Source organism: Acinetobacter sp. UBA1496 (assembly GCF_002324975.1).
GTDB lineage: Bacteria > Pseudomonadota > Gammaproteobacteria > Pseudomonadales > Moraxellaceae > Acinetobacter > Acinetobacter variabilis.
Map to the genome: position 1 here is coordinate 17,742 of NZ_DCRI01000034.1, position 12,559 is coordinate 30,300.

The following is a 12,559-nucleotide window of genomic DNA, read 5'->3' on the forward strand; positions in this document are numbered from 1 at the left end:
TTCTAAAACAACTCTAGTTGATAAAAGTTTTCTATTTCTCGCATTTGCTTTCTAAGCAATGGTTTAAGTTGTTGCCCATAAAGTTTCAAATGCCGCCCTGACATACTGGCAATTTCACTCGCATAGGCATAATCCCTACATAACTGCTCATACATCAACTTCAAAGATTTTGAATCAAACATTGGGTTTTGAATCACATGCATTTGCATAAATTTTTCCTAAAATTTACTTTCAACAAAAGCAACGCGAATGAAGTATTCCAAAATTCAAGACAAAACTCCTCTAAAGCTCAATAAGGATACAAGTAGAAAATTGTATTTACTGACGTTATAGAAAAGTCTATATTGATTTCTTAATAAAAAGCTTTGGTTTTCATTCTAGTCGCTCTAGTTGTTTTCCATTGTTTAGGGATGTTTGCAGACATCCCACCTTAAAATGCCCAGCCCCACGCTGGGCATTTTATTTTTTAAAATAAAAGAGTTTATGTTTCAGGGTCTCGACCTAAAGTACCAAAAAGATTGACCTTATTAACACCATGCATCAGACGTACACTTCCTATTTATTTCTATGAATTACTTTAAAAGAGTTATACACAAAGGGCTACCTGTTTACTGAACAAGTGCATTAATTGTTGTCGCGAAATATCATCAAAAGTTCATAAAAATATTTTATCAGCCAGTTACTTATAAATCTTCAAATGATAATCTAAGGCTAAAATATAAATCCACAAGATATAAAAAAAGCATCCGAAGATGCTTTTTTAAATACGTTTAGTCTTATTTACCAATACAGAATGATCCAAAGATCTTACCCAGCAAATCATCCGCACTAAAGTCACCCGTAATCTCACCCAGTGCATTCTGTGCCAAACGTAAAGACTCTGCGACCAGTTCACCTGCATTATAAACAACAAGTTGCTCACGAGCTTCAGCCAAATACATTTGAGTGCGCTTCATTGCGTCTAAATGACGGGTACGGGCAATAAAGGTATCTTCTTCTGGCTGGAAGCCTGCATGCGCTGTAATCGCATCTATGAGCGATTGGACACCGGTTTCCTGCTTAGCTGAGACAGTAATATGACGGAAGCCTTTAAAATCTCCCATGACAGCATCGGCACCGGTCAAATCGGCTTTATTCCCGATCAGGATCAGGCGTTTCGGTTCGAGATGCTCGGCAAAATATTCTTGAGCGAGTTGTAATGGATCATCACCTTGGCTCAGGTCATAAACCAGCAACAGCAGATCGGCCTGTTCAATTTCTTTAATTGCGCGGCGAATACCTTCTTTTTCCACGATATCGCCGGTTTCCCGCAGACCAGCAGTATCGGTCAGGGTAATCGGCAGGCCATTCAATGTGATCTTTTCATGCAATACATCACGGGTGGTTCCGGCAATATCGGTCACAATCGCACGTTCATTACCTGCTAGGGCATTAAGCAGGGAAGATTTGCCTGCATTGGGTTTACCGGCAATCACCACTTGCAGACCTTCACGCAGTAACTGTCCCTGACGTGCAGATTGCTGAACCTGAGTGACGGCATTTGCCACGCCATCCAGCAGATTTAAAATCTTGCCATCAGCCAGAAAGTCAATTTCCTCTTCCGGGAAATCGATCGCCGCTTCGACATGCAAACGCAAATGAATCAGCTGTTCCAATACCGTATTGACCTTGGTCGAGAAAGCCCCTTGCAGCGAACGGACTGCAGACCGTGCCGCCGCTTGGGAGGTCGCATCGATCAGATCGGCAATCGCTTCTGCCTGTACCAGATCCAGCTTGCCATTTTCAAAGGCACGCATCGAGAATTCACCGGCTTTGGCTGCAGTAGCACCCAGTTCCAGCAAACGGCCCAACAGGGCATTCTGGATCACAGGACCACCATGACCTTGCAGTTCCACCACATCTTCACCAGTAAAGGAATTCGGATTCGGGAAGCAGATCACCAGACCTTCGTCCATTACTTCACCGGCTGCATCATAGAACTGGCGAAACCCAGCAAAACGGGCTTTGGGCAAATCTTTTTGGCTCAAAGCCTGGGCAATTTCATAAGACTGGGGACCCGACAGGCGAATGACACCTACACCGCCACGTCCTGGGGGAGTTGCAATCGCAGCAATCGTAGTTCGGTCGAGCATAACATTCACCTAGAAAAAACTTAAAAATACAGCAAAAAAAATCCGCTCAAGATTACCATCTTAAGCGGATTTATTCAGCCCATCAGTACAACTTAGTTGACTGGTGTTGCCTCATCGCGTTTAGCACGGTCTTTGGCAACAGACTTGTTGATCAGTGTTTGCTGCAAGATCGTGATCAAGTTGTTCACAATCCAGTACAACACCAGACCTGCCGGGAAGAACAGCAAGAATATTGTAAAGATCACTGGCATAATCTTGAACACTTTCGCCTGCATTGGATCAGTTGGCTGCGGATTCAGCATCTGCTGAATATACATGGTCGCACCCATGATCAATGGCAGGATGAACCAAGGATCCATTGAAGATAAATCCTGGATCCAGAACATCCATGGTGCATGGCGCAGTTCTACAGATTCCATCAGTACCCAGTACAGTGCCAGGAAAATTGGCATTTGCAGTAGCAGTGGTAAACAACCAGCAAGTGGATTCACCTGCTCACGTTTGTACAGTGCCATCATTTCCTGAGAGAAGCGCATACGGTCTTCACCGAACTCTTCTTTCATGCGTTGCATTTCAGGTGCAATCACACGCATTTTCGCCATAGAGCGGTAGCTCTTCGACGACAATGGCCACAGGATTAGTTTAACCAGTACAGTTAACAGAATGATCGCCCAGCCCCAGTTACCCACTAGACCATGGAAGAACTCAAGACCAACAAACAGCAGTTTGGCAATCGGCCATAACCAGCCATAATCTACAGTCTGGTTCAGACCTGTTGCCAGATCTTTGAGCTCTGACTGGATTTTTGGACCAGAATAGAAGGTCGCATCGATTTCAGCTACGGTACCTGCAGGCACATTGAAAGTTGGAGAAGTAAAACCAATGATATTCATGTTATCAGTTGATTTACGTGATTCCAGCTTTGCACTGTAAGCTTCACCATTGGCTTGAGTCAGCTTCAGGTTACCTGGCACCCAGGCACTCACGAAGTAGTGCTGAACCATCGCAACCCAGCCACCTTTAGCTTCAGTATTCAGTTTTTCTTCAACAAAGTTGTCAAATTTTAACTTATTGTAGTTTTCATCCGGTGTACCCCAAGCGCCGCCCAGGAACGTACCCAGTGTGAAGATCCCCTGATCAGATTTACCTGGATCTTCGGAATTGTCACGTTTGATCTGACCGAACATCTGACCTTGCCAGGTCTGGCCGCTGCGGTTGACCACTTTGTGATTCACAACTATCGGATATTCACCTTCAGTAAAGTTGAAGGTTTTAATGACCTCTACACCATCAGCCGTTTTAAAGACCATAGGTACAGAAAGTACTTTGACAGTTTCGCCATCTTTATTTTTAGCGGCTTTGGCATCTGCCAGTGTATAAGCCGTTTTTTCCAGCTCATAGGTTGGACGGCCATTACGGCTGCTGTCCGGTCCATTCAGACCGATCAGGCCCGACTGAGCGACATAAGTCCGTTTCGCATCGCTTTCCAGCATGACGAATGGTTCATCGCTGTCTTTATTCTTGTCATGATTGAGTAATTCAACACGAACAATATCACCACCTTTAGGGTTGATCCAAAGATGATAAAGGTCAGTTTGTACTGAAATAAGCTGCTGACTTACAGGTGCGGTGGCATCCGTTGCTTGCTGCGCTGGCATATTTGCTTGTGGCAGATCAGAAGCGGCTGTCGCCGTCTGAGCATTTGGCAAATCTGCAGATACTTCATGTGAAACAACCGCAGCTTCTTGCTGTGGTTTGGTTTCAGCATTGCCATAATCTTTTTGCCACGCCAAAATGAGCAAATATGCGACAACAAACATGGCTCCGAGAATTGCAATCCTGGCCCATTGTTGCATATGTATTACCCCAAGTGGTTAGAGTGATTTTGGTTCAATAAACGATCACGAAAGGGTACAGCAACGTGAAGCGTTTGAGAATCTATTTGCTGAAATGAAATAAAACGAATCGCTTTCGGGGGAACCGGATCATATCCAGAGCCACCCCACGGATGACAACGGCAAATACGCTGAGTAGCCAGCCACACACCACGTACAGCTCCATGTGTATGGACTGCTTCCAAGGAATATTGAGAACATGTTGGAATATAACGACAGCGTGGTCCCAATAAAGGACTAATCGCAATCTGATAGAAACGTATTAACCAATGCAGTAAACGTACCATTGGCCATCTCTACTTCTGTGGGGAGGATGATGCTATTTTGGGATGCTTTTTGGCAAGACGGTTGAGTTTCTGCCAGGCAAATTGTAATTGCTGATGCAACTCTGCGTTCGGTACCGCTTCTATACCTACTTTAGGCATAACCACAATATCCAAATCATCTAGTTGCTGTTGATGCAGGCGAAAACTTTCGCGAGCAAGTCGTTTTACTCGATTTCGTTCGTGCGCACGGCGCACTTTTTTCTTAGCAACAACTAAACCCAAACGGCTGTTTGGCAGTTCGGAATGTTTTGCAAGAAAAAGGAAATGGGGTTGATGCACTTTAAAAAGCGCACCATTAAAGACTCCTTTATAATCTGCAGCACAGCGTAAACGAAGCTCTGTACCAAAACTATAAAGTGTAGTCATAACACCCAAAATCGGCAAAGCCTAACTGATTAAACAGTTAAGCTGTGACGACCTTTTGCACGACGGCGAGCTAGAACTTGACGACCAGCTTTAGTAGCCATACGAGCACGGAAACCATGAACGCGTTTACGCTTTAATTCAGATGGTTGGAATGTACGTTTCATATTGAAACTCCAAAAATGATCTTTCTATAAAGGTCCGCGATTTTAGTGCTCATTGCTTGAGCTGTCAATGCAAAAGCCATTTTCTTTTCAAATAAGACTGGAATCAAAATGTAAATAGGGATTAAAAAAATTGTATTCAAATACCTATATATAAGTTAACCACAATATAACCATTTGTTTTAAAATCAAATATAAGTTATTAACACTTATATCAACATAGTTATCCACAACTTATGTGAAATCTAAATTAAACTCCTGAGTTTTGAATTTAAATTTAAACTTTTCTCAGTTATCCACAAAAGAACCAAATCTTATAAATAAATTCAAATTTATAAATTTAAATTTATTACTATTAGGGCGGGCTTTTTCTGTGGAAAAGGTAATTTTGTATTAAATAAACAAAAGCTTAGTTTGTGGATAAAACTGTTTTTATTAATTTTATACTTTGTGGATAACTTTGTGCTATATTTTATCCACAGCTTGCGGATAAACTTATCCACACCAGCTTTTTAAATTTAAATTTATCCACCATGACTGCTTTTTGCGCAAAATCTGTGGAAATTGCCATGACAGATGTGGATAACTTGGTTAGAATGGCGACCCGCTTTGGCCGCGGTCAGCCTTTTTTGATTAACAATGGAATGAATAGGGGATTCACATGCTTTGGACAGACTGCTTAAATCGCTTGCGACAAGAGCTCTCTGGAAATGTCTTTACAATGTGGATTCGCCCGTTGGTTGCAGAAGAGCTGGACGATACCCTGCGTCTTTATGCACCTAATCCGTATTGGACGCGCTACATTCAAGAGCATCATCTGGAACTGATTTCGATTTTGGCCGAACAGCTATCTGAAGGTCGCGTACGTAAAGTTGAAATTCTGGTGGATTCCCGCCCAGGTGCAATTTTATCTGCCAGTGAACAGCCAGCGACGACAACAGCGGCTTTGGAATCTGCACCTGTGGTTGCGCCAGCACCGCGTCCTAAGAAAGAAAAAGAAGATTCAGGCAAAAATAGCCGTAAACGTCAGCTGAATCCTTTATTTACCTTCTCGTTATTTGTTGAAGGCCGTTCTAACCAGATGGCGGCTGAAACCTGTCGTAAGGTGTTAACCCAACTCGGTGCTTCGCAGCATAACCCGCTATTTTTATATGGCCCGACTGGTCTGGGTAAAACCCACTTGATGCAGGCAGTCGGGAATGCATTATTACAGGCAAAACCCAATGCCCGCGTAATGTATATGACTGCGGAAAGCTTTGTGCAGGATTTTGTCAGTTCCCTACAACAGGGCAAGGTTGAAGAGTTTAAGAAAAACTGCCGTTCACTGGATCTTTTGCTAGTCGATGATATTCATTTGCTCGCAGGTAAAGAAGCCAGTCTGGTGGAGTTCTTCTATACCTTTAACGCACTATTGGATGAATCGAAGCAAATTATCCTCACCTCGGATCGTTACCCTAAAGAATTGACAGAACTGGATCCACGTCTGGTTTCACGTTTTTCCTGGGGACTTTCTGTAGGTGTGGAACCACCCGATATCGAAACTCGAATTGAAATCTTGCTGAAAAAAGCCGAGAACACCGGTGTAGATTTACCACGTAACTGTGCGCTATTTATCGCCCAACAAGTGGTAGCGAACGTCCGTGAACTTGAAGGTGCGCTCAACAAAGTGGTAGCGATCTCGCGTTTTAAAGGAACGCCGATTGATCTGGATGTGGTACGTGAGTCTTTGAAAGATGTCCTCGCAATTCGTGCCCGTACCATCAGTACTGAAAATATCCAGCGTGTAGTGAGTGAGTATTTTCGCATTCCGCTTAAAGAGCTGGTAGGTCCAAAACGTACCCGTATTTATGCCCGTCCACGTCAGCTTGCAATGGGTCTGGCACGTGAACTGACCGGGGACAGTTTCCCGGAAATTGGTATGGCTTTTGGTGGTCGAGATCACAGTACAGTCATGCATGCCTGCGAAAAAGTGCAAAGCTTGCGTGAAGAAGATCCGATCTTCAATGAGGACTATAAAAACCTGCAACGCCTGTTGCAGAGTTGACCTAAAACGCTCAAATTCTGTTCTTGCTATGCGGCCTGTTTTGCCGCATAGTTAACTGCTAAAAATTCAACTTTTATCTTATTAATCTTCAGCTTTAGAGGAATGTACCGTGCGTTTAAAAATCGCGAAAGAAAGCTTACTGAATGTTCTCTCACATGTCGTAGGAGCGGTTGAACGTCGCCATACCTTAAATATTCTTTCAAACCTGAAAATCCAGGTGACTGCTGAAGCTTTAACCGTCACTGGTTCCGACTTGGAAGTAGAACTGGTTGCTAGCACCCAGTTGGCTGAAGGTGCATGCTTGCAAGCGGGTGAAACCACTGTTCCAGCACGTAAGCTGATTGATATCTGTAAATCTCTGCCATCAGCAGCCCTGATCGACCTGCAAATTACTGATGACCAGCGTTGTATCCTGAAATCTGGAAATAGTCGTTTTGTGCTCGGTACTTTGCCTGCGGATGACTATCCATTATTGAATACTGAAAATACCCAAGGCACGCAAGTGACTGTGACTCAGCGCGAATTAAAGCGTCTGTTTGAAAAAACGGCTTTCGCAATGGCAGTGCAGGACGTACGTTTCTACCTGACTGGTACTTTACTTGAAATTGATACCAATCAGCTTCGTGCGGTAACAACAGATGGTCACCGTCTGGCACTGTGTGAAACAGCAGCCCAATCGACAGCAACTCAATCGATTCAAGCCATTGTTCCACGTAAGGCGGTCGCTGAATTGCAACGTTTATTAAGCGTTGAAGATGAGCAGCTTTCTCTGCTGATTGGTCGTGAATTATTGAATGTAACCATTCGTATGGCCAGCCGTGATAAAGAACAGGCCGATATTACGGTTCGTTTCACCACGAAACTGATTGACGGTAAATTCCCGGACTACCGCCGTGTGATTCCACGTGGTGGCGACAAGAATGTGATTATTGCGCATGACGTGTTCAAGCAATCTTTACAACGCGTGGCTATTTTGAGTAATGAAAAACTGCGTGGCGTATTCCTGAACTTTAATGCCGGTTCATTACAACTTCGTGCCAATAACCCGGAACAGGATGAGGCGATTGAGGATCTAGCCATCCAGTATGCAGATGCACCACTGGAAATGTCATTCAATGCGCAATACCTGATTGAAGTCCTAGGTGTGCTAGATGGTGAAGATGTATCAATGACCATGACTGAAGCGAATCAGTCTGTACTGGTTCAGGATCCATCTCATACCGATCAGACTTATGTCGTGATGCCAATGCGTGTCTAAGCGACAGCTGAGCTAAGCCAACGCTATGCATATTACGCGTCTTCATATTGAGCGTGTACGAAATTTAAAAACGGTTGCACTCCAGGGATTGCAACCGTTTAATGTTTTTTATGGCCAGAATGGTTCAGGCAAGACTTCAGTACTGGAAGCTATTCATTTACTGGCCACAGGACGTTCCTTTCGTACCCATATCCCGAAAAATTACATTCAGCATGGCGCCTCGGATGCGATTGTGTTCGCCCAATCGGAAACTGAAAAAGTCGGCATGCAAAAAATGGCTAGCGGGGAACAGCTGATCAAGGTCAATGGTGATGCGATTGCAACCCAGGGTCAGCTTGCCAAGATGTTGCCCTTACAACTGCTTGATCCACAAAGCACCGATATTATCGACCATGGTGCCAAACCACGTCGTCAGTTATTGGACTGGTTAATGTTCCACGTGGAACCAGAGTTTTATCATGCCTGGCAATATTATTCACGGGCCCTAAAACAGCGGAACAGTCTGCTTAAATCCAAGCGTTTCTTGAGCCTGTCAGATCTGGAACCATGGAACCAGATGCTGAGTGAATATGGCGAGATTTTGCATTCCCAGCGTGTTGGTATTGTGGAACAGTGGAAGCCATTTTTTGAGGATGATCTCAAGCATCTACTGCCGGATCTGGAGATTTCTCTGGAATACAGTCCCGGCTTTCACAGCGAAAACGGTCTGTTAAATGACCTAACCAATCACCATGACAAAGATGTAGAACGACGCTATACCGAATATGGTCCACATCGCGCAGATTTGCGCCTCAAGACCCCTTTAGGCGATGCTGATGTGATCCTGTCCCGTGGACAAAAAAAGCTTTTAATGATGGCACTTAAACTGTCGCAAATCGCAATGCTGCATTCTTGTAATAAGGAAACTGTGGTATTATTAGATGATGTGACAGCAGAATTAGATTTAACCGCACAACAACGTTTAATTGAGCGATTGAGCCAGCTTGGTAGTCAAGTTTTTATTACCACTTTAGACCATGAATCAGTACAAAAGCACCTACATGATCTGTCTATCTCATATCAGTTATTCAATGTTGAAAACGGTACAGTTCAAGTTGTTGTGCAATAGTTTTTAAATTTTTACCTATCTTTGGATAAACCTATCTTTCACTAGGGAGAAACCATGAGTTCAGAAGATCAAGCTGCTTCTCAAACAGAACAAACCACTGAAAAAGCTTATGATTCCTCTAGCATCAAGGTATTACGTGGTTTAGACGCAGTACGTAAGCGTCCAGGCATGTACATTGGTGATACAGACGATGGTACTGGCTTACACCATATGGTCTTCGAGGTCGTAGATAACTCGATTGATGAGGCGCTGGCAGGTCACTGTGATGAAATTTTAGTGACTATTCATGAAGATGAATCAGTTTCAGTATCAGATAATGGCCGTGGTATTCCTACTGACATTCACCCTGAAGAAGGCGTGTCTGCTGCAGAAGTGATTTTAACCATTCTGCATGCGGGCGGTAAGTTTGATGATAACAGCTATAAAGTCTCTGGCGGTCTGCACGGTGTAGGTGTATCCGTAGTAAATGCGTTATCAGAAAAATTGGAACTAACCATTCATCGCGCCGGTAAAATCCATGAACAGGAATATCGTCATGGTGATCCAAAATTCCCTTTAAAAGTGGTGGGAAAGACCGATAAGACCGGTACTCGCGTGCGTTTCTGGCCAAGTGCTGAAACCTTTAGTCAGACCATTTTTAATGTCGACATCCTGGCCCGTCGTTTACGTGAACTGTCCTTCCTGAATGCAGGTGTACGAATCGTATTATGTGACGAACGTATCAATGCCGAATACATTTTTGATTATGAAGGCGGTTTGGCTGAGTTTGTTAAGTACATTAACCAGGGCAAAACTCACCTGAATGACATTTTCCATTTCACCACTCAGGCAGAAAATGGCATTGGTGTAGAAGTTGCCCTGCAATGGAATGATTCTTATCAGGAAAATGTACGCTGCTTTACCAACAACATCCCGCAAAAGGATGGCGGTACTCACTTAGCCGGTTTCCGTGCAGCACTGACCCGTGGTTTAAATAACTACATGGACAGTGAAAATATCCTGAAAAAAGAAAAAGTTGTGGTTTCAGGGGATGATGCGCGTGAGGGTTTGACTGCCATTGTGTCAGTAAAAGTACCTGATCCGAAATTCTCTTCACAAACCAAAGAAAAACTGGTGTCGAGTGAAGTGAAATCTGCCGTTGAGCAGGCCATGAACAAGGCATTCTCTGAATATCTGTTAGAGAATCCACAAGCGGCTAAATCAATTGCTGGCAAGATCATTGATGCAGCGCGTGCCCGTGATGCGGCGCGTAAAGCACGTGAAATGACCCGTCGTAAGAGTGCGCTCGATATCGCCGGTCTTCCAGGTAAACTGGCGGATTGCCAAGAGAAAGATCCAGCTTTATCTGAACTGTACCTGGTCGAAGGTGACTCTGCGGGCGGTTCTGCAAAACAGGGCCGTAACCGTAAGATGCAGGCAATTCTGCCGCTAAAAGGTAAGATCCTGAACGTGGAACGTGCCCGTTTTGACCGTATGATTTCTTCTGCAGAAGTGGGCACGCTGATTACGGCTCTCGGCTGTGGGATTGGTCGTGAAGAATATAACCCGGATAAGCTGCGTTATCACAAAATCATCATCATGACCGATGCTGACGTGGATGGTTCACACATCCGTACATTGCTGCTGACTTTCTTCTTCCGTCAAATGCCGGAACTGGTCGAGCGTGGTCATATCTATATCGCACAGCCGCCGTTGTACAAGCTGAAAAAAGGTAAACAGGAACAGTACATCAAGGACAATGATGCACTGGAAACTTACCTGATTTCCAACGCGATTGATGAGCTGGAACTGCATATCAGTGCCGATGCCCCTGCGATTCGTGGAGAAGCTCTGGCCAATGTGATTACCGATTATCAAACTTCACAAAAGAGTTTGGCACGTTTAACTGTACGTTATCCTGCAAGCTTGCTGGATGCGTTGATTTCACTAGAAGCATTCAAGCTGGATCAGTTGGAAGATAAAGCTTATGTGGAAACTTGGGGTGAAGACCTGCGTGCTGCGATTGAAAAAATCCAGCCAAGTTTACGTCCTGAACTGAGTCTGGAACGTTTTGAAAAAGATGTTAATGGCCAGATCGTAGAAAGCTGGTTGCCACGGATTACAATTTATGTGCATAACCTGCCACATCATTACCTGCTAGATGCTAGCTTGCTCAGCTCAAGTGAATATGCACGTTTACTGAAAAACTCGAAAAGCTGGTTCACGCTGCTTGAAGAGGGTGCTTATTTACAGAAAGGTGAGCGTAAGATTCAGGTCAGCAGTTTCCATCAGGTTTGGCAGCATATTCTGCAAGACTCTCGCCGCGGCATGATGATCCAGCGTTATAAAGGTCTGGGTGAGATGAACGCGGACCAGCTGTGGGAAACTACGATGGACCCTGAAAACCGTAACATGCTACAAGTGACGGTACAGGATGCGATTGAAGCAGACCGCATGTTCTCTTGTCTGATGGGGGACGATGTAGAACCACGTCGTGCCTTCATTGAAGAAAATGCCTTGAATGCTGATATTGATACCTGATCTATCGGAATAAATCGAAACGAAAAAGCGCCTTTTAAGGCGCTTTTTTTACGTAAATTTTCTATTAATGCCGGATGAACTGTTTAGAATAATTTTAATCTAAGCAGTTTTTAGACCAATGATCCGCTGATATTAGGTTTCAAAAAAGCCTGGTTCAGTAGAATCAAGTCTTATTTATAAAGAGGTTTATCCATGGATAGCCAGCTTGAAGAAATACGTGAGATCTGGGCCAATGCATTCTACAGTGGCGACTATGATGTGCTGCGCCACTATGAACATCAGGACTTTCAGGTGGTTTTTGAACAGGAAGGCCGCGTAGAAGGAAGCTATCTGCGTTATGACCGGATTGCGCATGCCGTACAAAACGGCGTATGGAAACCGCTGAAGCCAGACATAGAATATGAAGAATACGAGTACAATGAAGACCAGACTGAATGCCGGACCTTGATTGGACTGGAAAATAATAAACAGCGTCTTCAAGAGATCTGGAAGCTAGAGGATGAATGGAAAATTCTAGAACTTAGATTTTTGAAATCCTAAACTTTCAATAATTTATCAAGTTAATTCGAAATTTTGTAAAAATATTTGAATAGTGTTGTTTTAAATCTTGCTTAAACCCCGATCAATCGTGTGGATAACTGCAAAGTTATCCATATTTTTTTATGTGAATAAGATAGTATTTATCCACAAGTCATATTGTCTTTTTCATCTCTCGTTTTTTAAATTCAAATTTAGGGTGTGTTGACACT

General features: G+C 43.8%; 11 protein-coding genes. 5 read left to right on the forward strand and 6 right to left on the reverse strand.

Going from position 1 to position 12,559, the window contains the following annotated elements; translation table 11 throughout:
• Nucleotides 1-2: 2 nt before the first annotated feature.
• The 6 genes from B3143_RS03990 to rpmH form a co-directional block, all read right to left on the reverse strand.
• Nucleotides 3-209 carry a hypothetical protein gene (locus B3143_RS03990; RefSeq protein ID WP_104426796.1) on the reverse strand — a complete coding sequence of 69 codons (207 nt, stop codon included), beginning with the start codon at nucleotides 207-209 and terminating at the stop codon, nucleotides 3-5.
• 567 nt (nucleotides 210-776) lie between these two features.
• Nucleotides 777-2,132: a tRNA uridine-5-carboxymethylaminomethyl(34) synthesis GTPase MnmE gene (gene mnmE / locus B3143_RS03995; RefSeq protein WP_004780343.1), complete on the reverse strand. Its 1,356-nt coding sequence runs from the start codon at nucleotides 2,130-2,132 to the stop codon at nucleotides 777-779.
• Between the two features lie 92 nt (nucleotides 2,133-2,224).
• On the reverse strand, nucleotides 2,225-3,988 hold the full coding sequence (gene yidC, locus B3143_RS04000) for a membrane protein insertase YidC (protein WP_286739600.1): 1,764 nt from the start codon (nucleotides 3,986-3,988) through the stop codon (nucleotides 2,225-2,227).
• Between the two features lie 5 nt (nucleotides 3,989-3,993).
• Complete coding sequence (yidD, locus tag B3143_RS04005; protein ID WP_004780345.1) at nucleotides 3,994-4,314, reverse strand: membrane protein insertion efficiency factor YidD; 321 nt, start codon at nucleotides 4,312-4,314, stop codon at nucleotides 3,994-3,996.
• A 9-nt stretch (nucleotides 4,315-4,323) separates the two neighbouring features.
• Nucleotides 4,324-4,719 (reverse strand): ribonuclease P protein component, encoded by a 396-nt coding sequence (gene rnpA / locus B3143_RS04010; RefSeq protein ID WP_261635223.1) that lies wholly within the window; start codon nucleotides 4,717-4,719, stop codon nucleotides 4,324-4,326.
• Nucleotides 4,720-4,748: 29 nt separating this feature from the next.
• On the reverse strand, nucleotides 4,749-4,883 hold the full coding sequence (rpmH, locus tag B3143_RS04015) for a 50S ribosomal protein L34 (RefSeq protein ID WP_000831329.1): 135 nt from the start codon (nucleotides 4,881-4,883) through the stop codon (nucleotides 4,749-4,751).
• Nucleotides 4,884-5,541: 658 nt separating this feature from the next.
• Between rpmH and dnaA the strand changes: the two genes are divergently transcribed.
• From dnaA to B3143_RS04040, 5 genes are all read left to right on the forward strand, one after another.
• A complete protein-coding gene (gene dnaA, locus B3143_RS04020; RefSeq protein ID WP_004780349.1) occupies nucleotides 5,542-6,924 on the forward strand; it encodes a chromosomal replication initiator protein DnaA in 1,383 nt (460 codons plus the stop codon).
• Nucleotides 6,925-7,033: 109 nt separating this feature from the next.
• Nucleotides 7,034-8,182: a DNA polymerase III subunit beta gene (gene dnaN, locus B3143_RS04025; RefSeq protein WP_286739602.1), complete on the forward strand. Its 1,149-nt coding sequence runs from the start codon at nucleotides 7,034-7,036 to the stop codon at nucleotides 8,180-8,182.
• A gap of 25 nt (nucleotides 8,183-8,207) precedes the next feature.
• The gene (gene recF / locus B3143_RS04030; RefSeq protein ID WP_166139276.1) at nucleotides 8,208-9,290 is read left to right on the forward strand and encodes a DNA replication/repair protein RecF; all 1,083 of its coding nucleotides are present in this window, start codon (nucleotides 8,208-8,210) and stop codon (nucleotides 9,288-9,290) included.
• Nucleotides 9,291-9,344: 54 nt separating this feature from the next.
• Nucleotides 9,345-11,810 (forward strand): DNA topoisomerase (ATP-hydrolyzing) subunit B, encoded by a 2,466-nt coding sequence (gene gyrB / locus B3143_RS04035; protein ID WP_286739604.1) that lies wholly within the window; start codon nucleotides 9,345-9,347, stop codon nucleotides 11,808-11,810.
• Between the two features lie 192 nt (nucleotides 11,811-12,002).
• Entirely contained in the window at nucleotides 12,003-12,350 is a 348-nt protein-coding gene (locus B3143_RS04040; protein WP_286739605.1) for a hypothetical protein, read from the forward strand.
• Nucleotides 12,351-12,559 lie beyond the last annotated feature (209 nt).

What these genes read in the sequence shown, in the direction of transcription:
- B3143_RS03990 (WP_104426796.1), bottom strand. Translation starts at nt 209, where the DNA reads ATGCAAATGCATGTGATTCAAAACCCAATGTTTGATTCAAAATCTTTG.
- mnmE (WP_004780343.1), bottom strand. Translation starts at nt 2,132, where the DNA reads ATGCTCGACCGAACTACGATTGCTGCGATTGCAACTCCCCCAGGACGT.
- yidC (WP_286739600.1), bottom strand. Translation starts at nt 3,988, where the DNA reads ATGCAACAATGGGCCAGGATTGCAATTCTCGGAGCCATGTTTGTTGTC.
- yidD (WP_004780345.1), bottom strand. Translation starts at nt 4,314, where the DNA reads ATGGTACGTTTACTGCATTGGTTAATACGTTTCTATCAGATTGCGATT.
- rnpA (WP_261635223.1), bottom strand. Translation starts at nt 4,719, where the DNA reads ATGACTACACTTTATAGTTTTGGTACAGAGCTTCGTTTACGCTGTGCT.
- rpmH (WP_000831329.1), bottom strand. Translation starts at nt 4,883, where the DNA reads ATGAAACGTACATTCCAACCATCTGAATTAAAGCGTAAACGCGTTCAT.
- dnaA (WP_004780349.1), top strand. Translation starts at nt 5,542, where the DNA reads ATGCTTTGGACAGACTGCTTAAATCGCTTGCGACAAGAGCTCTCTGGA.
- recF (WP_166139276.1), top strand. Translation starts at nt 8,208, where the DNA reads ATGCATATTACGCGTCTTCATATTGAGCGTGTACGAAATTTAAAAACG.
- gyrB (WP_286739604.1), top strand. Translation starts at nt 9,345, where the DNA reads ATGAGTTCAGAAGATCAAGCTGCTTCTCAAACAGAACAAACCACTGAA.
- B3143_RS04040 (WP_286739605.1), top strand. Translation starts at nt 12,003, where the DNA reads ATGGATAGCCAGCTTGAAGAAATACGTGAGATCTGGGCCAATGCATTC.